The following is a 21,706-nucleotide window of genomic DNA, read 5'->3' as shown; positions in this document are numbered from 1 at the left end:
TGTAGCGAACTGCAAACATAAACGCTCAAAACTGCAAACAAGCCATTTTTGAAACCACATTAAATGCAAATAAGAGGGGTCTCAAAACCACATTAGGAGCAAATAAAACCACAATAAATGCAAACAAACCACATTAAGTGCAAATGAAACCACATTAAGTGCAAATAAGCTATAAAGCTTATGGAATAGTAGTTTCAGGTATTTTCTCTCTAAAAGCGTCCAAATTATAAGAACTTTTAAACCGGACACATATGTCTATTTATTTATATATAAATTGGACGACAACAAAACAAAAGAAGACTGGATGAGGTATTCCCCATATGCTTGCTCCTTTAACAAGGAATCCCCATTTTGAGCATCTGGTCTCTCAAATCTTGAGTTCGACCGGGAGGCAATTGACCGTGTAAAAAAGAATTAACCTCCGTAGTCTTTATGTTTAATAAATTAGCCAAACCTTTGGCGTTATATCCATACCGAATCAAGCGAGGTTCCAAATCATTGATACTCAAGCTCAAAATTTCTTCAATTACACCCGTAGTTATTGGTTTTGTTCCAACCTTGTAACCTTCTTCAAACGCTAGCCTCAAGTAATGTTCAATTTGCAATGGAGTCGTCAATCGTTCCGCCAAAAATGCAATGGCCTCATCTGTAATCAAGTCATAGGGCAGATAATCATCGTGAATACATTCACTTAAAAGCCATTTAATATACTCTTGCTGGTATCCTCGGATACCTTCAAGCTGAAAGACGCTCGCTCTGGCACCAATTTCTTCCAAGGATGGACGACGCAAATCATTTTTTAGCTTGGGATGCCCTGCAAGCAGTACAGATAAAGTGCCACCATTATGACGTGCCAATTCAATCAAGCGCTTAATTTGTTTTAAAGTGCTGTGATGGAGATCGTGAGCTTCATCCACAAATAGTACTACCGATTTGCGGCATTTTTGGATGAGAGCCAACAACTTTCGTTCTCGTTGTTCAGATTGGGTTGGGGGTTTTGAATCCTTCTCTGTAGCCAAATCGTAGAACAAAGCAGTCATTAAAACGGCTAAACTTACCTTGTCTTTCTCAACTGCGAGACTACGGGAAATAATAATGTCCTTAGACGAGGCTAATTCTGATTGCAACCTCTGCAAAGCCGTCGTTTTACCACAACCAACAACACCGGATAGGGCAATTAACCGACCTTGCCTAATTTGGGGTTGAAGTTCTTTGAATAAATTTGTTTGTTCTTCAGTCTCAAAATACCCGACATAATCCAAGGTACGTTTAAGACCAAAATAATTCATGACATCACTCAGCATGGTTTGTACCTGGTAAGGGATTAAAAAAATCTCGAATTTTTTCCATCACCGCTTGCTTATTGAGAGTGGTGGCACAAATCGTCTCGATATAAACCATCTGTTCCTTATTGAGTTTGGCGAGCGGACGTGCCAAATACTCAGAAATTGCCTGCTTTGCCGCGATCGCTGTGGGATAAGTCAGTTCTTGAAACGGGTCGGGGTCAACAAAGGACTGCACCTTAATTTCAACAAAGCTTTGTTGTTCGTCAGCCAGATTTATCTTACCAATGGCAGAACTAGGTAAAGATAATTGTTTAGCTAATGATTCAATTTTGTCAGCCCGCTTTTGGGTTCGTGTTTTCTTGAAGCTACGGTAGCGATGCAAGGGTATTGGTCCACCAACAGGGATATAAGGACCATAGCGCTTTTCTAAATGTTCTACGTACAGTTCGTTATCAAACAAGCCCCACCAAAGAACTACGGTTTCCCCAGCTAAATCCGGTTCAATTTCATAAGCAATCCCTTCGATAGTAATGCGGGCATCAATTCCCACTTTGCGCCGTTCTGGTTCTCGTGCGAATGTACAAAAACGCTCCCAATTACACATCTCCCTAATCCCCTCGTCGGGCAAGTTACTTACCCAATCTTCAATCCGGGAATGAGGTTCACTTCGATGCGGTCGGCTATTGTAATGGAGTAGAAACCGCATCAACCAACTATTTGCCTCAACTTCTGTTTCTGGTTCATGTAAGTGGTAGAGAGTTTCATGCATTTCTTTGACGGTACGAAATGGACGCTCCACTTTCCCCTTGGAACGAGCTGTTACCCTTCGTCCATCTTTGCCGTTTGGCAGGTGGGTACATACTTCAATCCCCAAATACCCCATAACTTTCCGGAACACCGAACTCTTTGCAATCGGCCCATTGTCCATGTACAGCATTTGGGGAATGCCTTGAAACGGAAAGTCGATTTCCGACTTAGGCGACATGGCGGCAAATATAAACCGCAGTGCTGCTTCTACGTCTTCTCCGTAAACTCCATGGTACTCTTGGTATGCTACACCACTACGGTCATCGACAACACTATAAAGCATCAACAAGGGATGCCCGCGTCCTGGTTCTATCCAGACTGGTGATTTTACGTGCTTGAGGTCTGATGGGCTGAGGTCAAAGTGCCAACATTGGTTGCTGTACTCTGCTTGAAAGCGAACGGCAGGGGGCTGTCGTATAAGGGTATCGCGGTCATAGCCCCATTTTTTGAGATAACGATTGATGGTGGTTGCTTTCAATAACCCTACAGGAGCTTGGACTTGACCATCTGGAGTGTTGATGCCATGTTCTTCCAAAAGGCGAATAGCTTCCACCGTCGATAAGTGCCGACCTTTGCGATTAGAGGTACGTACAGTTTGGCGATTGAACGCTTGCTGATACCTTTGTTTAGATAACTGCGAATTTCTGCTTCATGAGCATCCAATTTTAAATGTGCAGATTTTCGCCCTTTGGGTCGTCCCAACGCTTTCCCCTCAGCTTTGCGTTTAGCGAGTGCTTCGGTTGTTCTGAGTACAATTAATTCCCGCTCGATTTCCGCAGCCAAGCCTAAAACCGTTGCTGTAATTCGGCTTTGCATTGAATCATCTAGTACCATTCCTTGCTTGGCGATATGGACGTTGATTCCCCGACGCACGCAGCACTCCAGCATTTCTAATACCTGTAGTGTGGAACGTGCCATCCGGCTGACTTCTGAGAAAATTACAACATCTTCGGCTTGCGCTGTTTGAGTCAGTAGTAGTCCCACACCTCGCGACTCCCATTTCTCTCGTCCAGAAACGGTGTCCTCTATAAACTGGATGGGACTCAAAGCGTGTATATTGGCATATTCTAATATGCCGTGTCGTTGGTTGTGTACGTCTTGTTTGTCACTGGAGACTCTCAAATAAGCGTAAATGACCATAGCCATACTGGCTGTCGGTTTAAACAGCTTCTGGTATTTAATTGAACGAATATGATTTAAATTAAACCATGAATTGCGTACATATGTGTCCGGTTTAAAAGTTCTTATAATTTGGACGCTTTTAGAGAGAAAATACCTGAAACTACTATTCCATAAGCTTTATAGCTTATTTGCACTTAATGTGGTTTCATTTGCACTTAATGTGGTTTGTTTGCATTTATTGTGGTTTTATTTGCTCCTAATGTGGTTTTGAGACCCCTCTTATTTGCATTTAATGTGGTTTCAAAAATGGCTTGTTTGCAGTTTTGAGCGTTTATGTTTGCAGTTCGCTACAGTTACGGAAAAACTAACAAGGATAGTCGAACGGTTGGACAAGATAGACCAGCACTTGAGTAAGCAAGTGCGATCGCACCCTAAGACCGAGCGAAAACCAAAAAGAAAAACTAAAAACGACGCAGTTAAGCAGCTTACAGCTAGATTTAATGGCGAGCCAATCCCTAGAAAGTGCTTAGAACAATCGAAACTATTCACTAAATTCTTTCACGCTGGTAGTCCTGGTGCTATCCACATAGCTAATGATGGTAGCAGATGGCAGTATATTGGCTGGGGGCAGGGTGTGTTGGGGGCAAGGTCGCAGTTGTTCCGGTTAGTCAGCGACTAAAAGCCGTTTTGGTGCAATAAAAATTCAAGTAATTTAAAAAATGCAGTAGTAACGACCATTGGTGTGATTACTCCCTCAAATAATTGAAAATTTGCACTAGTAAATCAAAATCCCCCACTAGCTTATGTGCTAATGGGGGATTTTTTGATTCATATGTCAGTTCATTAATTCTTCTCTAATTGGTTCCCTTTGGGAATCAGTAGATTGCGAGAAATCTGTAAAAGGTCGTGCTAATAGAATAAGCGCTACGACAAAACAAATAACCGCGAACAAGTGCTGAGGGTTTGCATTAAAAACTAAATATTCATACCCTCTCATAACTAGATTAATTGGGGATACGATCGCACCTGCTACCGCTTCAGCAGTTTTATCCATTGGTGCTAACTTGGGCGAGTAATTATCCATCTCATCTAACACCAATTCAGCTACATCATCAGGCAATTCAAACCATCCTGTCTTATCTCTAAAGTCGCTAATTGCAATTTGAATTGAGATGCAACAGCTAGTTTCTAGGACTGGGACAGAATGAATTAATTCAATAGGATAGAGAGAATTAAGTTTGTTGTAATCCTCAATCCTTGATGCGATCGCGCTTTCACTTCTCGCTGATTCTATCTTGTATCTATCTGTGCCAATTGCACGGATTAGGTAAATAAAACCTTGCATTATTTCAATCTCCTACAGTTATTTTTGGTAAACATTAATTACAAATTTGTGGGCGTGGGTTAATGCTATATACGGAATGCGATCGCGCTAAGCTTTTTTAGTTCTGTATGTAAGCCACTATAAGCGCAATACACACACCAGAAATAAAAAGTAGCACCAACGATATAGCGCTCTCTCTGTCTGTCCACACCTCATTTAATTTAGGATTGAACAGTTTTCTGATTACGGTAAGCAGTTCCTTAAACATCTCTTCTCCTAACATTAATCACAGTTTTATAGGCGCACTTCTTACTAATAAATCGCACCGGAAGATTACCGGAAGATTACCGGAAGCATCCCGGAAGGCACCCGGAAACCGGAAGGCGATCGCACCTCACCGGAAACGCTTCCGGGCTTGTCCGGACTAGCTTCCGGTGTTTCTCCGGTTTCCGGTTTCCGGTTTCCGGGTCGTCCCGGAGGCTGTTTTGAGAGTTTTTTTTTCTCAACCCGGAAACCGGAAGAACAGAGGTAAATTAAATTGGGTCAAACTGATTAGCGTTTGACAGCGTCCCCATACCTTTATTTTTCAACTGTCTCATTAAATGTCGAATGTACTCTGCCTTGCTGTCAAACTCATCAGGTTTAACTAACTTATCCATATTCTTATTAGCTGTGTTAGCGTCATACTCTTTACCTATTTTCTTTCTACTTTTAATCCAAGTTAATAACGCTATTTCGTCTTCGGTAAGTTCCTCGGTAGGTTCACTATGAGGTGTTATTTCAGCCTTCAAAGATTCCTCAAGTTTAGCGATTGCATCATAGTCGCTAATCAATTTCTCCCCTTGGGGAGGAGGAGCAAAACCGGGGAGATAGGTGTTAGTGTCCCGGTCATATCCCGAATGATTAGTAAGAGATGGCATCGAATACCACTTACCTGTTTTTCCAAAATACACTGCCCTCTTGCAATCGGAATTATTAATTAAAAGTGCCAGTTCATCTACTGATGTTTTAGCCAAGATTGAAGACCTAGCCCATTGCTTAAACATCCCAATATTGTTTTGGTTGACAATTGCGACCACCAACATTTGAGAAGATGCACTAAGCTTAATCCCCAGCCCGTTAACAAATGGTGATTGAGAAGCAATCCAGATGTTTTTACCTGACTCATCACCTAAACTAGCAATTGAAGTAATCTTATTTTGAATTAGCGGATTCTTTAATCTTTCTGCTGCACTCCCAACTGCTACGCCCTCATCAAGAAATAGTAATGTTCGCCCGTTTTCACCAACAAACTCGTAGTAGTCGTCAAAGCATTTCTCAACCCAACTAACAATCACTTCATCTGGTTGATTTTCACATGGGTAGCGCTTCACCACATCTGCTACACCGTCCCAGTACCCAACCTCTCGAACACTTGCTTTTGGATCAATTACAAACACTTTCAAGCCTGGATGCTTTCGCTTTGCTTCCCTTAATGCATTGCTGACTAACATCCCCTTACCGCTTCTAGGAGCGCCTATAATGAGGCTGTTGGTGATGCTATCGGTCATTTCATCAATTATGCTGATTTGGGTGTCTTCTTTGGGATTGTAGGTATCTATCTGCGTTGTAGGGACATCCACAGCATTAAGCTTGGTAAATTGACCGATAGCGGGGACGGACTGATTAGAGTGAGTTAAAGCAGGTGTGGTAGGTGTAGCAGCATTGTCTTCTAGGTAATCAAAGGCAGCATTACTCATTGGTAAATTACGAGCGCTTGCGTACCGCAACTCAGCCAGCACAGCTTCACGCCCAACTTGAGAGGTGTAGTTAATGAAATCATCACCGTCCAGTACTTGAGCTACACACCCACTTTCAACAATAGCCGCTTGGTTGCGCTGAATCCCTGCTGATTTCCTCCAGCTATCCCAGACAAAGTAAGCTGCGACCAATCCCCCAGTGAGGGGACTTGCTGCACCTGCTGTCAAAATACCAAGCATGATGCCACCGATTACATTCCATTGCAGATTGTTATCAGCAGTTCTGTTAAGTGCGATCGCACTCCATTCATCAGGTGTTTTTTGATTCTTATTAGGGTCAAACCGTGTCATATTCATAATGTTGAAAACAATGGACAGGCGCTTGCAATCCGACATCGAGGTGTTGCAAGCGCATTTTATTACTTAGTGCCTTCTTTAACTGCGTAAGACAGCTTACCTACCCAGATAATTAGGGAGACAATTATCTCAATCGCAAACAGTGTGATAAGTGCCAGTGCTAGATTGCCGTAGTCCAACTTACCCCACTGCCCTGTTGCGAGTATCCAGAAGAAATCAGAAAATTTACCAGATGCAACAGGTGAGTACACGGTGATACAGATGAGAAAGTCTACCGTGTAAGTTGCAATCTTCAGTTTTTCTAGATTGCTCACAACCGAGATAGGCAAGGCGTTGTAAGTGCGCTTAAGCATTGCCAGTGTAGGATCGTCAGTATCTTTGATTTGATATTTAGCACGGCTGTCAGCATTGCTGATGACCTGGGACATAAACCCTTCGTGGTTGTAGAGAATAAGCGGTAGGACTTCGATAATCTGAATAACTCCCCACAGCATTGCACCCAACAGCCAGGTAATGCCCTGACCAACGATTGCAGCAATCCCGTTAACGATTGGGATTACTGAAATCAGGTACAAGAAAGCTTGGCTTACCGTTCTCCCCCCAAGAAACTCAACAGCACGGGCATATGGGGTGATATTGAGATAAGCGAAGTAAATCCCGCACCCCACAAGCCCCCAGTACAAAATTCTTAGCCACTTTTGGGGAGTTTTTTTCTTTTTCTGACCTCCCGAACCTGCACTGCTAGACCCGCCAGAAGTAGCGCCTTTGCTAAACATGATTAAACCTCCTATTTTTCAGGTGTGACGTAGTAAACTTTTGCGCCTCGAATTTTACGCACTTGCTCAAGTGCCAACTCCCTATTCCCGGTAAATGCCATTTGCCCCACAACCAATTCACCCTGGGCATTGTGAACGATTACTCCGGTCGAACCGTTAGCGTCACAGACTACCGTGCCTGCTGGTAATGGTTTCTTTGTAGTTCTGTCTAAAACTGGTTCACCCTCTACCAAAGTGGCAAGGTTCCGAGGGGAGTTTACTGCTACAACTATCGTGCATCCAGCGTTGTAGCGTGCTTCTGCGATCGCAGCTTGCGCTTTCTCGTGTGCAATCTGTTCTTCCAGTAATTGTTGTTTACTGGTATTAGCCGATATCATCTCCCTTGCCTGAGAAAGGTTTTGCATATTACTGGCGATGTCTTTGTAGCTGAGCAGAAGGCTACCAGCTATCAAAGAACCAAAAACAATCTTTCCCCCGTGCCTGCGCCAAATACGTGATGTTTGCATATTCTTAACCGTGTAAATAGTTGTTCTCAATTTGGTTGATTAAAGCCTTGGCTAAATCGATTTGCTGGTAGAAACTGAGTTCGCTCATCCGTTCACCTGCCATTGACACACAATCGTCAATCTCCATCGGCTTGTAAACTTCAGATTCATCCGCAGCCATATGCCCGATAACGTATGAGAGTAGCCATATTTTCTCAGAAATATTAAGTTGCTCAAATTGTTGCCCCCAACTTTCTTGCATCTGTTCGATTAGTTGGGAGTTGGTGTAAGTTTGTCGAGTCATTTTTGTTACAATCCTTGTGTGTATTTTCTTTTGTAGTAAAATGCACCCTTACGGTTAAGATGGAGTGCGATCGCATTAAGATTGGCAGTCGGTGCGATCGTACTTCCTTTGGTAAAAATGAATCATTATCAAAACAAGCTCATTTGAACTGCATCGCTTGTAACCGTAGTATTGCGATTTGTGCTCATGCCCTGTACTTCATACACACGGGTATAAAGTTTCAATCGATTCAACTCTAAATCTGCCGTGCGTCTCTGCCCTGCGAGTGGGGAAAACACATATTTGGGTGCTTTTATTTTGTCGGTGCAGTACAGATAGCGGTACAGAATGCCCTCTATACTGTAAGTTTTGCTACGCGATAGCAAGGTGCTATCGTACACGCGGTTTAGTTGCATCATTCTGCAAATGCCTCAAGTCTACTAAGGTCAACCACGGGATTGATTTCTTCCCAGACAAGCGCTCGCACCTCTTCTTCAGTCAAGCTGGTAGTTACGCGCCGATTTGGATCGTCCATCCCAAACCGCCAGAACAAATACTTGGTTCCTTTAGATCTGCTGAAGTACCATAGTCCGCGTAAACCACTGATTAGGTAGCGCTTAGATTTATCTAATGCCTTGCTATTACGCATTACTTTGCTCCTTAACTGTGACGATTGGTTGTTGTGGCTCAAGCACCTTGAGATTGTTAGTGTTGGTGCTAGCATCCACACGCGTGATAACTTCTGTGAGGCGATCGCACTGCGTAGTACTTTTGTTGCGACTCATTGCACCAACTCCTTATCGCCCTTAAGAGCAGTAATTAATTTTTCTCCGTAATTAGTTAGCAAGATGGCGAATAGTTGCGAGCAATTAGGAATGCCAGTTTGTTCAATTATTTTGTCAGCAAGTGGTTCCAAATCGCTATTTAACACAACTCGCTTTTGTCGTAATCTTGTCATTTATCCCCTCTTTAGTGCTAACAATGAAGCCTTGGCATCAAACTTAGGTTTTTGTTCCGGCTTTTCAACCTCAACTCGTGTTGGTTGCACCTCTATCGGTGCAGCTTCCGCCACAGTTAGCGGTTGTTTCGCCTTCTTTTGCGCTTTCTTAGTGCGTGTTGGTAGCAGTTGCGCCTGTGTGCGTGTTGATTGTTGCGGTAGCGGTGTTATTTTCTGCGGCGATAGCGTTGTTTGAGGTAGCAGCAGTGTTGGTTCGGTAGCACATAACCACTGAATCAACATTGACCGTGCAACATCTGGCACTGTACACCCCGCTAGCTGTGCCATGTTTGCGAAATATGTTACATGACGCTGTTTTAATGTCACCCTTAGCCCTTTATCTAGTGCCTCTTGTGGAAGATTGGGGCAAGTTACGCCCCAACGATTAACGCAAATGTCAAACACAGTAGCCAGTGTTTCGCTTGCTGTGTCGTGATTCCAATAATGTTGGAGGGCTTTTAATCGCCCCCCTAATTGAGCATTTAGGTTTAAATCCGTCATGCTGCGATCGCCAGGTTAGGCGTTTTGGAGAAGTGAATAAGCGCGTCAATATTCGCGTACTGCGGATTGTCTAGAACCGTTTGTCCTTGCTGGATTAAGCGGTTTTTTATTAACTCAGAACCGCCACCACACCACAAAATTTGCGTAACTTCATCCAAGTGTTGCTGTGTAGATGACAATACTTTCGTTAAAAGCGAATCAAACCACGTGTCGATGCAATCATCCAAAACAGAAGCAAAACTGTAATCAGGGTTGTTCCCGATATGGGTTTTACCATCGGTTAAGGCATCCATTATTTTGGAAATATCAACAGTGCGTTTGTAAGATTTAACAAGGTCAGTGTTGCAAATAGCTTGAGCTAAGCCGATACCACCGCTATTGTCGTAACTTTTGTAAAACCTAGTGCTGAATACGTCGTCTTCGTAAGCAAAAACGCCACAATTACAGGTTCCACCACCAAGGTCGATGAGTAAAATTACATCATTAGGTGCAACAACACCAGCCTCAAATGCAAATTTAGCAGGAGCTTTGGTTTCTTCGGTAAAGGCAACATCAGTAAAGTTGGCGATTGCTTCTTTTCCATTAACGCTATATTCGTGAGTCCCAATGATTGAAGTTTTTAACAACTTCTCTGCACCAGAGTCACGCTTCGGTACTAAGAACTTTACTTCCCCCTCAAAACCTGAAGGAGTCCCCGCAAGTAACAAAGGGAGAACTAAATCACAACGATTTTTTCCCGCTTCAGCAAGATTGATATGGTCTTTATAAAGACCTGCTTGCCGTCCAACCTTCCAATATTTATGGTTTACATAAACTAATGGATTCTCTGCTGTGTGAACGTTATCTCTAACTTCGCCGTTGTGTGTGCAGTTGTAGAGCAGCGATCGCATCTTTAAAACTGGGCTGGCAGTGCGTCCCGTGACAGTGCTGATTAGGGTTGAATAATTGCCGATATCAGCGCAAACTGTAGCTTGCATTATTTTGTCTCCTTATTTAACTGGTACAGCCGTTTTGGTTGGCTGTAGCCAGTCAGTAAGGACTGGTGCTGACTTCCGCAGCTTCCCTTCTCTCGCGCCCTCGGATTGGTTGTCACGGTTGGGGTTGGTATGTGCCCAACTCGCAGGGTTGGGTTAAATTTAGATGCACGAATCTTTCACAATGCAGGTATGCATTGCGGTGTAATTTAATTTGTTAGTTAATTAAAAGCTTGAAAATCTTGTGTGTTGCTCTCAGTCCTTAGCTTTTCAACCTTGATTAAGGATAACCGCGAGGCGTTTTTAAGCTTGGTGTCCGTGTTGCGTTCACATTTCTAATATAACACAACATTTCAACGTTGTGTTGTTGAATCGTCGCGATATTGAAAAATATTTCAACGTTGCAATGTCACAATAGAATAGTATTAAATACTTGAGGAGTAGAAATGACCGTGGGGCGGCGAAACAACCCAGATTATCTTCAGATTTCAGGATTGATTGAAAAATCTTTAGCTCTAAAATTCAAAGCTTGGTGTGCTGCACACCAAATGCAACTAACGGAAGCGATGGAAGAAGCTATTCAAGATTTCCTAGATAAGAAATCAAAAGAAAAATAACTCAACGTCACGATATTGCAGTACTATGTTAGCCATCTGTTGTTTAGCAGATGGCTTAACTATATATATGCTGCTGTGCGGCGAAGCGCGATCGCGTCTTCCTTAGTATCAATATTTACTTAAATACTAAATGTAATTTAAGTGTGTTTCTACTATAGCATTATGCTTTTCCGCACAGGGCAAACATTACAGCGATCGCATTCACAAAAAATGTCTTACTATAGAGAGGTAGCAAATTTACAAGCTATGAAAAAACACAATGACTCGTAAAGTAGCCAGCAAAACTTTCACCTTCAGACCATTCCAAGATGTTGACATCCTCGAAGTCAGCAAAGCTTATGGAATGTCGGGTGCCGAACTTGTGAACCGTGCCTTAGATGAGTACTTGATGCGTCACAAACCCACACACGCAAATATCGCGCCGTTTCCAAGGCGCGATCGCAACGCAGCTTAATCGCTATAATTTTCACCACTCTTTAATATTAGGTACTTATACCGAGAACCCCCAAATATTAAAGAGTCGGGTTCCACCCAAGAAACCCAACTTCTTTTACAATCTAATTTCGTTTATTAATATTACCTTATTGTGATGCAGCAAGGTAAGAGGGTAAGAGAAGATTTTTTAAAAGCTTGGGTGGAGCCGAAAAGTACCCAGGTTCTCGGCTACCCAAAAAATGAAAAAAGCATCAAAGAAATATTCTAATACATCCAGTATACCAGGTTTTTCGAGCCGTAGACTGGAAAAAAGCTGGAAAGCTAGATTTGTCCAATCATTCCAAAAACCTTCTATCCAGGCTGCCTTAAGGCGGTCGTCAATCCGTAAACAGCATATCATCGCTACAGTAGGCGATTTAGTTCCAGGGTACGAGTACATCTACGGCGAGTGTCACAATATCAGACCCTCATCCGAGGAAGATGCGATTATCCTACTTGAGAATTTCGACTTGCTGACAAGCAAGGCTAAGTGGATAGGTGAAGCGCCCGCTATAGCGGTGCTGGTGAATGGTTTTTCAAAAATCGCACTAATTAATTTAGGAATCAGCTTCAGCGCTCCTGCTATGGAGGTGCGCTAATGATACTCGCAGCATGGGAAAACTGTACTGGAGATTACTTCATTGAAGATGGACAGTATTTCTCCAATGGCGTAGCACCTCACCACTTTGAAGAATGGCACGTAAAAAGCGGTGTAGATGCAGAGATTGTAAGACTAAACATTGAGACAGTTGGGGAAGCTGGCATTGGGCGATTGTTCCAGTCTCCAGAAATAAAAAGACTAAACAATGGTTCTCTTCCCAGTCACTACAAACGCCAAGTTAACGAAATTTCGCAAAAACTATCTTGGTGGTGTAGTGGCTTAGACCCTCTGAAGAACTGGGAACTTATGGACTGGGGGTGCTTAAAACCAGACAGCCCACGCCACGACACGGAACGCGATCGTGCTATCAAGTATGAGCATCCCCGCAAGGAACCTACACGGGCATTCTTCTTAAGAGTTCCCAAGTATATTTGGCAGAAGATTGCCAATAGGTATGGTGTGGAGATGCCAGATAACGGGGAATTTTGGCAGTGGGTACAAGACAAAAATCTTCCCATTGTCTTGACCGAGGGAGCGAAGAAAGCTGCTGCCCTTCTAACCGCAGGGTATGTGGCTGTTGGCTTGCCTTCCCACAATGGGGGATATAGGCTTGCTGGCTTTAGCGTCATTTCAAAGCATAAGTTAATCCCTGAGATTGAGTGGATAACAGACCGCGATATTATTGTTTGCCTTGACCAGGAAGAAAAACCCAAAGTAGCCGCATCTGTAGCGAGTAGCGTAGCTATCTATGCAAAACTATTGCGTGCAAATGGTTGTGTGGTGAGCGTTGCTGTTTGGGATGCTAGCCAAGCAAAAGGTATTGATGATTTGCTTGTCAACTACGGGCTAGAGCGTGTCGATCAAGTTTTAGGCAATACACAGAACTTTTCAAAATGGCAACTGCGGACATCCTTTAAGTTGTCGTTCACACCGAGTATTACAGTTGATAGCCGCTACTTGGGACAAGCTGTCAAGCCATCTGATATACCAGTTTTAGCTAGACTGCTTGGAATTAAATCGGTTAAAGGTACAGGGAAAACTTTCTTTATTGCATCGCAGGTAAGGGAGTCCCTTCGTGAAGGGAAGCCCGTTCTCATTATCACGCACCGGAGACAGTTGGGGAAAGCTTTAGCTAATGTTGTGGGGGTTGATTATGTTGAAGAAATTAAGGATTCAGAAACTGGAGGGATTTTAGGTTACGCCGTGTGCTTTGAATCCTTACACCCTAAAAGCCAAGCAAGGTTTAGCGCTGAAAACTGGACTAGCAATTGTACTGTAATTTTAGATGAGTGCGAACAAAGTCTGTGGTCTTTGCTAGATTCCGAAACGTGCGATCGTAATCGGATAGCAATCCTTAGGGAGTTTTCTAAACTAATCCAAAAGGTACTCAAGGAAGGGGGGGAAGGACGAGTTATTTTGTCCGATGCTGACTTAACAGATTTAACAATCAAAATGATTAAGAAATTAGCTGGCTGGGACATCCAACCATTCTTAATCGTCAATTCTTGGCGTCCATCCAAGGAAGATTGCTGGAAGGTGCATAGATACGGCGGATCTAATCCTGCTCAGATGTTTAAAGCACTGATTGAAGCTATCGCAAATGGGGAAAAGCCTATTGTCAGCACTGGCGGACAGGAAGCACAGTCAACATGGGGAACTATCGGACTTGAATCTAAGCTGAAAGAGTTGTTCCCTGAAAAGAAGATTTTAAGGATTGACGCTGAGACAGTCAGTGACCCTAAGCACGCAGCTTTCAACTGTATTGAAAATCTAAACCAGGTATTACCGGATTACGATATAGTTATTTGCAGTCCCGTCATTGAAACTGGTGTAAGTATAGAACTCGCTAAGCTTTATCCCGAAACACCGGAAAAACATTTTACTTCCGTGTGGGCGATCGCGCAGGGCGTGCAATCTATTAACTCTGTGCTGCAATCTATAGCCCGTGTACGCGAACCAATCCCTAGGCACATTTGGGCAAAAGACCGTGCAATGAATATGACCTTTAAGGGGAATGGTTCAACCAATCCTAGAGAGTTGTTCGCCACTGAAAACAAAGTGTTCCAATCTCAACTTGGCATATTACGCCAGAGTGGAATTATTTGGGAGGAAATTAACGAGGAAGACCCGCTAGACACAGATGCTTTTTTTAATTGTTACCTGGAAATGGCAGCAAGACACAATGCTGGTTGCTGGGATTATGCCAATGGGATTTTCGAGTACCTAACTTTAGAAGGACACACGGTTACGGATGTAGATTTTGAAGATTGCAAGGAAACCTATGAAGAGATGAAGGATAACCGTGATGAGAATTACTCTGAGAAATTGGACGCGATCGCATCACAAGAAGCTTTTGCATCTCAGGCTGACTACGAAAAATCTAAGAAATCACTTCAGAAAACAGTAGCGGATAGGGAAAAAGAGCGTAAATGGGAGATTGAACAACGTTATTTGACCCCATGCACACCAGAATTAACCAGGTTGGACGATAGCGGATGGTACAAGCCGCTACTGTTACACTATTACACCACCGTAGGACGCGAGTTCCTGAGTGACCGTGACTTAAATAAAATAGATGCAATGTTTGTTAGTGGCGAAGGGAAATTATGGAAACCACAAATTAACCGTGTGTGCCTTGGCGTGCGAGTTGGTGCATTGGAAAAGCTAGGGATTGTCGATATTGTTAAGCTTTTGGGACAGGAAGTTACCAACAAGCACCCATTAATTGAGAACTTCTCAAACCTGCTCGACCAATACCCCACTCTGGCACACGACATTAAAAACATCCTTGGCGTGTCCATCAAACTTAAAAATAAGGATGATAAAAAGACTACGCCAATACAAAGGTTAAACGTCTTGTTGCAGGTTTTAGGGTTAACCACGCGATACACCAACAAAAAGGTAGGGGGGCGTGGTGAGCAAGATAAAGTTTACCAGCTTATCTGTTGTCCTACCAGAAAGTATGAAAAAGATGAAACCCCCCCGGTTGATGACGGTAGGACAGCAGTTTTTAAAAAATGGATTGAGCGCGATCGCGCCTCTAAGTCGGTAGTACACCCCAAAAAGTTAGAAATCAATCCTCATTTTGTATCAAAGCTTGATACGGTAGGACAGTTTTCTTATATATATTTATCTCTTTTAGGTTTAACTGTCCTACCGTCTACTGTACTACCGACTACTGAACTACCATCTACTGTCCTACCGTCTACAGAAACTTACGATTTCCCCATATCTTTAAATGGGGGAGGGAAAGCGAGGGAGGAACAGCCCGAAACCAACATTGAGGACTACATAGAATCAGTTAGGGGATTCTTGGGCGAACTACTTACCCCAGAGGAAGAGGAATCTATCAGAAGTAGCTGGAATAGGGAGGTTCACTCCGATGACCTAAAACCCGTACCACAAGTACCAGCTTAGGTCAGTTATCAGGGGGGGCATCTGCCCCCCACACCACAAAAAACTACAATGTAATTTTAAAGGATTAGATATGCACACACCACTACATTCAGCAATTCAGAGCGTGTTATATCGTCACAAGCACCAACCGAAATCTTTGCAACAACTGCAAACCGAGTTATCACGCCTGCAACACCAAGTTAGCCGTGTTGTGGCGCTACAGAAAGAGTGTATTAATTTAGAGCGTGCGACAACCCAAAGAATTAAGAGCGAACTGGAGCGCGATCGCACCTCTGGCGAGGTGGCACCACAGCAGCAACAGCAGTTAGAAGTCCAACAAATGAGTGTACAGGATTTATACCAACTTGCCCAACAGCCGGACAAGTTTTCCCAGTTCATTTGCGTGCATGAGCAAGAGTTAAAAAGCTTAGCATCCTAACAGTTAGCTTATCTAACTATCTGGTTACAAAACAAACCCCATGAAGCGCGTTAAGGTAGTCAGAAAATTCAGAAAATTCAGAAAAATAATTAAATAACCTAACAGTTAGCAAAACTAACTATTTTGCACTAAGGGAAAGCAATCAGACAAAAGAAATTGCGTCTAAGTCCCAAACAGCCCCTCCAGGATGAGCTACAAGGGGCTTGTTTTGTATCGCTGGTATGTTTGTACCTACGTTTTACACGGCTCCTTAAAAGCGATTCTCGCAGGGTAAGTATATTTGCTCACAGTAGGGATGGAGGTACGATCGCACTCACAAACACGGTTTACCCAGTCTAAAAATTACAAAAAATACAAAAATACCCTCAGCTGCAGGATACCTCTAAAATTAGCTATATTGCTTGTACAGTAAACACTTGAGGTAGTCGCCGGAGGTGCGATCGTACTTATCTTAACTGCTCTCTAAAGTCCGTGCAGTAAGCGTTTCGGGGATTTGGAGAGGTGAACCAGCTGCTAGCTAAGTTAATTACTGTGTTACCATGTGGTTATATAACAAATCACTATATTTATTTCGGCAGCTTATTGCTGGGTTTGGGAGCCAAAAACCCCTCTGACTATCCCCCACGTCAGAGGGGTTTTTGGTAAAATCATTTGAACAAAGATGAGCTTTTTTGACGCTTTTTGAATCAAAAAACACAACAAAAAATTAATCAATCATGATTACTGCGATCCGGGATGCTAGGGAAGCAACGTCCCCAGCATCCGTCAGGTGCGATCGCATTACACCAAGTTATCAAGTAAATCTGTCATCTCGCCCTGTACACGCTGGCGGTTGTCGTCGTACCGCATTAAAGTTTCTATCTTGGAGTGCCTGCTAAGTTTTTGTACTTTTCGCACGTTCCCCCCAGTGGAATCCAGGGCAGCAGTGATAGCACTGTGCCGTATCCGGTGCGGTGACATTTGCTTGGTGATGCCTGCTGCCTTGCACAATTTATCGAGAATCTTAAAAACGCCGTCCCCGCTTAATCGGTTTCCTGCTTTCCAGTTGTCTACACTAACAAACAGTGGTGAGTTTGGGGTAATGTTAGGGCGAGAATTTAAATAATCCACGATAGCTGTAACAGTGGACTCCCCCAAATCAATTGTTTCTTGTTGGTTCCCTTTGCCCTTCCCATAAATCTTAAGCGTTTTACTGTTGGGGTCAAAATCTGACACAGATAAATTAACTACTTCAGTTCTGCGTAGTGCATTGCCCCACAGTAAGCGCAACAAGGCGTAATTGCGCTTTCCTACAATATCAGCGCGATCGCACTGTGCCAAGATACTAGCAAAAGTTTTAACATCAATACCTGTTGTATCCCGATATTGAACGACCTTCTCACAGTCCACATCTTCTAGAGTGAAACTGCATATCCCCAGCTTTCTGCCCATCTTAGCCAGGGACTTGATAGCGGAGAGTCGTCGGTTGATGGTTGCCTCTGCTTTCTGCTCCCTCCTTAGTTCCGCCTTAAACTTCAGCACAACTTGTAGCGCTTGGTGCTGTGGTAGCTTGAGAAACGCCAAGATATTCTCTTTTGTTGGTTCCAAATTGAAAACTCCGAAGAATAAACGCACATCTGTAGCGTAGGCGCGTTTAGTTTGGTCACTTCGCTTATCTTCTAGCAGCAGCGCTAAAACATCAGGGTCATCGCTAAGCGCTTGAGTACAGTTACTTATAGCGGAGTAGAAGTGTGCTAAGTCGGATTCAATATGAGTTAGATTAGTCATTTAGGTATTGATAATGGCTGTTTACAATACCTTATACCTTTCTTGTCACCACTAACCGGACAGCAATCAACAAAACTTATCTAAATGGCGGCTTTTATAAGCTTATCTACTACCGTAACAAGAGGTTACAAGGATTACTACGTAGCACTGCGATCGCGGTCAGAAACTTAGTGTGCTAACTTTCAGCATTCTAAGTTCTAAAAGTGCGTGTCGCATTAACAAAACCGCGACACGCTGTATGCTACACGCGTGCTACCACTATGCAGCACGAGCATGGGCGTGCATGGAAGTGCATGAGAGTGCATGAGAGTGCTTATCAGTGCATGGGAGTTATTCTCAGTTTTCACTAAAGTTCCACCAGAAGTTCCACCAGAACTTCACACTGTTCTTATGTGATGGTCATGTGATTGGGTAAATGTAACACGTCTGTAGTATGCGTTTTTTGTGGGGGCATCACTTCCTGTTTTTATATAACTATATAAGGGAGTGATGCCCCCGCTACACTCTTTGTCAGCTAAGCGTTTCAGCCTTTTTTCGTCTAAGCAATTTTTATCCATTTTTTTATACTTTTTTAGTAGCACCGCCCCAGCTTCCGCCCCTCCCCTGTAATACAGATAACCACAAAAAAGCCCCTCCACAATGCGCGTGAAGGGGCTTTAATTTATTGGGTGGTACGATCGCACCTACGGTTTAGGCTATTTTGGTAACTTGTAACCCATCTGGTGTGTTTATCACACGAACTAAACCTTTTTGAATTAGGGGATAAATTACCCGTTCGCTAATGTTGCCAATCGGTAAATACTGGTTGGTGCTAAGTTGCTTGAGAAGTGTTTGGGTGTTCATAGTTTTGTGTAAGGTGGGGTGGTGTGGTGTGCGATCGCACCTAGAAAATGCAGTCAAGGTTGTCTGGTTCAGCCACCGCATAAGTTTTAATTGGCGCGTCACCAAGTTCGTAGATAAAACGTGAGTAATAATAATCGACTTCTTCCAGTTGCTCTGGAGATTGACAGAACTTTTTGATAAGCTCAGTTATTTCTTGCTTAGCCTTATTTCTGTCTGGAGTATTCTGGAATAAATTTCTCAAGCAGTTGTAAATAATATGCTCGTTGTAGAAAATGGTTAAGCAACTTAATTCAATCAATAAAGATTGCATCTCGCCGTAAGTTGTGGGCTGATTATACTGGTCTTGCTTCTGATGAATACAGCCGAACAATTGAAATCTCATTGTGTTGCTAACACGATAGTTAACATAAAACATCGGCAATAACTTTTCTGCAAGTGCCTCATCCCAGTTCAAAGAGCGCACGTAGCAGTGTGCAAAGAATTCAAGGATATCTTGAGGGATTTCTAAGTATTCAGGTTGTGTCTGCATTTTTGTTTCTCCTATTAGTAGTGTGGGGGTAGTAGATGCACCCCACGCTGCTTTTTATTTCTCAGCCAGTACATCGGCTAACATTTCAGCTTCTTCTAATAGCGCCAAAATGTCTTGAGCGTCCTGTTTGTGTGCGATGTCAGCAACAACAGACACGAAATCAACCAACTCATAGCCTTGTTCGAGCAATGGGAACAGAGTTTCTTTAAGTCTCGCTCTGTTGATGCGGCGTAATCTTTCTTCAGCAGTATCCTCCGCGTACTCCCTGTAACCTTTGGGGAGAGGTGCGATCGCACTTGTGTTGGTGCATCTAAACAACTTCTTGATATCAGTTACAGCACGAGTAACTAAGTTTTCAATAATCGAGGCGTGGTGGATAGAAGCGGTCATGTTTTTTGATTCCTGTCTAATGGTGTTGAAAATGAAGCGGACACACCCTGTAATCTCAATAAGAGATTGGAATTATCGTACAGCTAGCGTTTCACTAAGAGATAGCTGATAGCGTTTTACAGCAACTTGATGCTTACAGACCTGATTTCGCTTGCGGCAGTCCATGCAAGTGCATCTTTGGTTGCTAAACACGCGGTGTGGTTCAACTGTGTAATTGTTGTTGTTACTGGTGTTTAGTACTGTGTAGCGCTTGCCCTCTACAGCTATTACCTTGCACTCATCGGCTTTTTGTACACGCTGCTGAAGTCTGAGGTTGTTGAGTTCTTCTCGGAACCAATCACAATCAAAGGGGAGTTGTGCGCCGTTGTACAGATGCACCCAAAGAACGCTGGTTTCTTCGTGGACGTAAATCGTCCAGATGTCATTGGCAGCGATTGAAAAATCCTCACACAAGTTGATTACGGCTGCAATCATTCCTCTCTGGTGGTTGGTTAATGGCGATTTGCGTTGTGCTAAAGTTGTCATATTTTGAAAAAGATGATTTTGAATGAGTGCGATCGCGCTTACGCTTGGCGTTGGTGCGGTCGTCTTTTTGTTTGTGGTACTGCATCCCTGTTGAACGTGTGTTTTACGCTCGTGATACTAATCTAACACCTACTGTTCAACACGTGTTGAACAATGTGCCAGTTTGTCAATGTGGCACAATAGTAAAACATCTGTTCAACAGGATGATAGATTAGAAGTGTTGAACACTAGTAAAACAATGAGTGAGCACGTAGGTTTTAGATGTCCAGATGACCTTATAGCGGTCATCCAGCACCAAAGGGACGCTACAGGTAAAGGCAGAACAGAGGTTATAGTTGATATGCTTCGCTCCTCTTTTCCGTCTATTCTTATTAGCGATCGCGCCAAGTTACCCAACGAATCAGTTATTTATTTTGTATGGAACGGTCAACGGCTGTTGTACATTGGCAAAACAGTTAACTTGAGGCAGCGCATAAACTCACACCATAGACTTTTGCAGTTTGTAGGTGCAGGAGAGGATGTTAAGGTTAGCTGGTTGCCAGCAAGCGAAGAAAACTTGCTCGCTTTTGAATCCAGCTTGATTGAAGCGCTAGACCCGGAGTTGAATGGGGAAGAGGTTCCTTTGGAGCTAAAAACGGGCAACCCATTCTTTTCATGCAGAATCCCCCCAGATGTGCTGGGAGAGATTGAGGCTTATTTGGAACGCACTGGTAAGGGAAAAGCAGACTTTTTGATTGCTGCCTATCGACTAGTAATCGAACAAGATGCTTTGTCCACTAACAATGATGCTGATGTTGACGGCAAGATATCTCAGGCACTAGCTCCAGTGCTTAAGCGGATTGAGGAATTAGAGGGAAAGTTAGCAGCATAAAAGAACCGCCTCCTCAGATTGATGAAAGCAAGATAATCGCCTTGCGCGATCGCCATCTTGCAAACTTCCGTGCTGCTAAAGGGGGTGACAAGAAAGACCTTTATGAACAAAGGTTGAATCGGTTTATCCAGGAATTATTAAACGAGCAATAAGTTAACGCCATTAACTAGCATTGAATTATGGTTAATGGCGTTAATTTTTTATATGAAACTAATAGCTTTTAAGATTAGCGATGAACTAGCGCTAAAGCTAGGTGAATTGATAGGGGACGACAAAAGCATCTCATTAGTTGCTAGAGATATTCTTGAACAAACAATTATGGGCGAATCCCGCCCCCAGCCAGTTACGTGTAGCGAACTGCAAACATAAACGCTCAAAACTGCAAACAAGCCATTTTTGAAACCACATTAAATGCAAATAAGAGGGGTCTCAAAACCACATTAGGAGCAAATAAAACCACAATAAATGCAAACAAACCACATTAAGTGCAAATGAAACCACATTAAGTGCAAATAAGCTATAAAGCTTATGGAATAGTAGTTTCAGGTATTTTCTCTCTAAAAGCGTCCAAATTATAAGAACTTTTAAACCGGACACATATGT

26 protein-coding genes and 1 pseudogene are annotated in these 21,706 nt (G+C 43.1%); 8 read left to right on the top strand and 19 right to left on the bottom strand.

Annotation, left to right across the window (positions count from 1 at the left end; genetic code table 11):
* Nucleotides 1-332: 332 nt before the first annotated feature.
* The 3 genes and pseudogenes from F7734_RS51990 to F7734_RS51980 form a co-directional block, all read right to left on the bottom strand.
* Nucleotides 333-1,304, bottom strand: coding sequence for an AAA family ATPase (locus tag F7734_RS51990; RefSeq protein WP_155752105.1), 972 nt, complete (start codon nt 1,302-1,304; stop codon nt 333-335).
* Nucleotides 1,294-2,685: pseudogene (locus F7734_RS51985) on the bottom strand (IS481 family transposase); the annotation flags it as partial. The gene F7734_RS51990 and the pseudogene F7734_RS51985, both read right to left, overlap by 11 nt.
* Nucleotides 2,577-3,239 carry a recombinase family protein gene (locus F7734_RS51980; protein WP_243147544.1) on the bottom strand — a complete coding sequence of 221 codons (663 nt, stop codon included), beginning with the start codon at nt 3,237-3,239 and terminating at the stop codon, nt 2,577-2,579. The pseudogene F7734_RS51985 and the gene F7734_RS51980, both read right to left, overlap by 109 nt.
* Nucleotides 3,240-3,552: 313 nt before the next feature.
* Here F7734_RS51980 and F7734_RS51975 point away from each other — a divergent pair, with 313 nt between their 5' ends.
* On the top strand, nt 3,553-3,894 hold the full coding sequence (locus tag F7734_RS51975) for a hypothetical protein (RefSeq protein ID WP_207714414.1): 342 nt from the start codon (nt 3,553-3,555) through the stop codon (nt 3,892-3,894).
* 156 nt (nt 3,895-4,050) lie between these two features.
* Here F7734_RS51975 and F7734_RS51970 read toward each other — a convergent pair whose 3' ends face one another.
* The 11 genes from F7734_RS51970 to F7734_RS51925 form a co-directional block, all read right to left on the bottom strand.
* Entirely contained in the window at nt 4,051-4,560 is a 510-nt protein-coding gene (locus F7734_RS51970; RefSeq protein ID WP_155752103.1) for a hypothetical protein, read from the bottom strand.
* 512 nt (nt 4,561-5,072) lie between these two features.
* A complete protein-coding gene (locus F7734_RS51965) occupies nt 5,073-6,635 on the bottom strand; it encodes a hypothetical protein (protein ID WP_155752102.1) in 1,563 nt (520 codons plus the stop codon).
* Nucleotides 6,636-6,697: 62 nt separating this feature from the next.
* On the bottom strand, nt 6,698-7,411 hold the full coding sequence (locus F7734_RS51960; protein ID WP_155752101.1) for a hypothetical protein: 714 nt from the start codon (nt 7,409-7,411) through the stop codon (nt 6,698-6,700).
* Nucleotides 7,412-7,422: 11 nt separating this feature from the next.
* On the bottom strand, nt 7,423-7,917 hold the full coding sequence (locus F7734_RS51955; RefSeq protein ID WP_155752100.1) for a hypothetical protein: 495 nt from the start codon (nt 7,915-7,917) through the stop codon (nt 7,423-7,425).
* A 4-nt stretch (nt 7,918-7,921) separates the two neighbouring features.
* Nucleotides 7,922-8,200: a hypothetical protein gene (locus F7734_RS51950; RefSeq protein ID WP_155752099.1), complete on the bottom strand. Its 279-nt coding sequence runs from the start codon at nt 8,198-8,200 to the stop codon at nt 7,922-7,924.
* Nucleotides 8,201-8,328: 128 nt separating this feature from the next.
* Complete coding sequence (locus tag F7734_RS51945) at nt 8,329-8,598, bottom strand: hypothetical protein (protein ID WP_155752098.1); 270 nt, start codon at nt 8,596-8,598, stop codon at nt 8,329-8,331.
* Nucleotides 8,595-8,828 (bottom strand): hypothetical protein, encoded by a 234-nt coding sequence (locus tag F7734_RS51940; RefSeq protein ID WP_155752097.1) that lies wholly within the window; start codon nt 8,826-8,828, stop codon nt 8,595-8,597. Before F7734_RS51940 ends, F7734_RS51945 begins: the two co-directional genes overlap by 4 nt.
* Complete coding sequence (locus F7734_RS51935; protein ID WP_155752096.1) at nt 8,821-8,964, bottom strand: hypothetical protein; 144 nt, start codon at nt 8,962-8,964, stop codon at nt 8,821-8,823. The genes F7734_RS51940 and F7734_RS51935 overlap by 8 nt, the downstream gene beginning before the upstream one ends.
* The gene (locus F7734_RS61400; RefSeq protein ID WP_166482693.1) at nt 8,961-9,137 is read right to left on the bottom strand and encodes a hypothetical protein; all 177 of its coding nucleotides are present in this window, start codon (nt 9,135-9,137) and stop codon (nt 8,961-8,963) included. Before F7734_RS61400 ends, F7734_RS51935 begins: the two co-directional genes overlap by 4 nt.
* Entirely contained in the window at nt 9,138-9,677 is a 540-nt protein-coding gene (locus F7734_RS51930) for a hypothetical protein (RefSeq protein ID WP_155752095.1), read from the bottom strand. It abuts the gene before it with no gap.
* On the bottom strand, nt 9,674-10,654 hold the full coding sequence (locus tag F7734_RS51925; RefSeq protein ID WP_155752094.1) for a plasmid segregation protein ParM domain-containing protein: 981 nt from the start codon (nt 10,652-10,654) through the stop codon (nt 9,674-9,676). The genes F7734_RS51930 and F7734_RS51925 overlap by 4 nt, the downstream gene beginning before the upstream one ends.
* 443 nt (nt 10,655-11,097) lie before the next feature.
* Here F7734_RS51925 and F7734_RS51920 point away from each other — a divergent pair, with 443 nt between their 5' ends.
* The 5 genes from F7734_RS51920 to F7734_RS51900 all read left to right on the top strand — a co-directional run bounded on the left by F7734_RS51920 (nt 11,098) and on the right by F7734_RS51900 (nt 16,178).
* Complete coding sequence (locus F7734_RS51920) at nt 11,098-11,268, top strand: hypothetical protein (protein WP_155752093.1); 171 nt, start codon at nt 11,098-11,100, stop codon at nt 11,266-11,268.
* A 259-nt stretch (nt 11,269-11,527) separates the two neighbouring features.
* Nucleotides 11,528-11,722 carry a hypothetical protein gene (locus F7734_RS51915; protein WP_155752092.1) on the top strand — a complete coding sequence of 65 codons (195 nt, stop codon included), beginning with the start codon at nt 11,528-11,530 and terminating at the stop codon, nt 11,720-11,722.
* Nucleotides 11,723-11,942: 220 nt separating this feature from the next.
* Nucleotides 11,943-12,341: a hypothetical protein gene (locus F7734_RS51910; RefSeq protein ID WP_155752091.1), complete on the top strand. Its 399-nt coding sequence runs from the start codon at nt 11,943-11,945 to the stop codon at nt 12,339-12,341.
* Nucleotides 12,341-15,760 carry a plasmid replication protein, CyRepA1 family gene (locus F7734_RS51905; RefSeq protein ID WP_155752090.1) on the top strand — a complete coding sequence of 1,140 codons (3,420 nt, stop codon included), beginning with the start codon at nt 12,341-12,343 and terminating at the stop codon, nt 15,758-15,760. The genes F7734_RS51910 and F7734_RS51905 overlap by 1 nt, the downstream gene beginning before the upstream one ends.
* A 70-nt stretch (nt 15,761-15,830) precedes the next feature.
* Nucleotides 15,831-16,178, top strand: a complete 348-nt coding sequence (locus tag F7734_RS51900; protein ID WP_155752089.1) for a hypothetical protein — start codon at nt 15,831-15,833, stop codon at nt 16,176-16,178.
* A 780-nt stretch (nt 16,179-16,958) separates the two neighbouring features.
* Here F7734_RS51900 and F7734_RS51895 read toward each other — a convergent pair.
* The 5 genes from F7734_RS51895 to F7734_RS51875 form a co-directional block, all read right to left on the bottom strand.
* Nucleotides 16,959-17,945 carry a tyrosine-type recombinase/integrase gene (locus F7734_RS51895; protein ID WP_155752088.1) on the bottom strand — a complete coding sequence of 329 codons (987 nt, stop codon included), beginning with the start codon at nt 17,943-17,945 and terminating at the stop codon, nt 16,959-16,961.
* A 690-nt stretch (nt 17,946-18,635) separates the two neighbouring features.
* Nucleotides 18,636-18,845: a hypothetical protein gene (locus F7734_RS51890; protein WP_155752087.1), complete on the bottom strand. Its 210-nt coding sequence runs from the start codon at nt 18,843-18,845 to the stop codon at nt 18,636-18,638.
* The gene (locus tag F7734_RS51885) at nt 18,829-19,317 is read right to left on the bottom strand and encodes a hypothetical protein (RefSeq protein ID WP_155752086.1); all 489 of its coding nucleotides are present in this window, start codon (nt 19,315-19,317) and stop codon (nt 18,829-18,831) included. The genes F7734_RS51890 and F7734_RS51885 overlap by 17 nt, the downstream gene beginning before the upstream one ends.
* Before the next feature lie 54 nt (nt 19,318-19,371).
* Nucleotides 19,372-19,707, bottom strand: coding sequence for a hypothetical protein (locus F7734_RS51880; protein ID WP_155752085.1), 336 nt, complete (start codon nt 19,705-19,707; stop codon nt 19,372-19,374).
* Nucleotides 19,708-19,779: 72 nt separating this feature from the next.
* Nucleotides 19,780-20,232, bottom strand: coding sequence for a hypothetical protein (locus F7734_RS51875; protein ID WP_155752084.1), 453 nt, complete (start codon nt 20,230-20,232; stop codon nt 19,780-19,782).
* A 238-nt stretch (nt 20,233-20,470) separates the two neighbouring features.
* Between F7734_RS51875 and F7734_RS51870 the strand changes: the two genes are divergently transcribed.
* Complete coding sequence (locus tag F7734_RS51870) at nt 20,471-21,103, top strand: GIY-YIG nuclease family protein (RefSeq protein ID WP_166482692.1); 633 nt, start codon at nt 20,471-20,473, stop codon at nt 21,101-21,103.
* A gap of 204 nt (nt 21,104-21,307) precedes the next feature.
* Nucleotides 21,308-21,472 carry a hypothetical protein gene (locus F7734_RS51865; protein ID WP_155752082.1) on the top strand — a complete coding sequence of 55 codons (165 nt, stop codon included), beginning with the start codon at nt 21,308-21,310 and terminating at the stop codon, nt 21,470-21,472.
* The last annotated feature ends 234 nt before the right edge of the window (nt 21,473-21,706 follow it).

This window comes from Scytonema sp. UIC 10036, from assembly GCF_009725235.1.
This window is presented reverse-complemented; position numbering and strand designations above follow the sequence as displayed.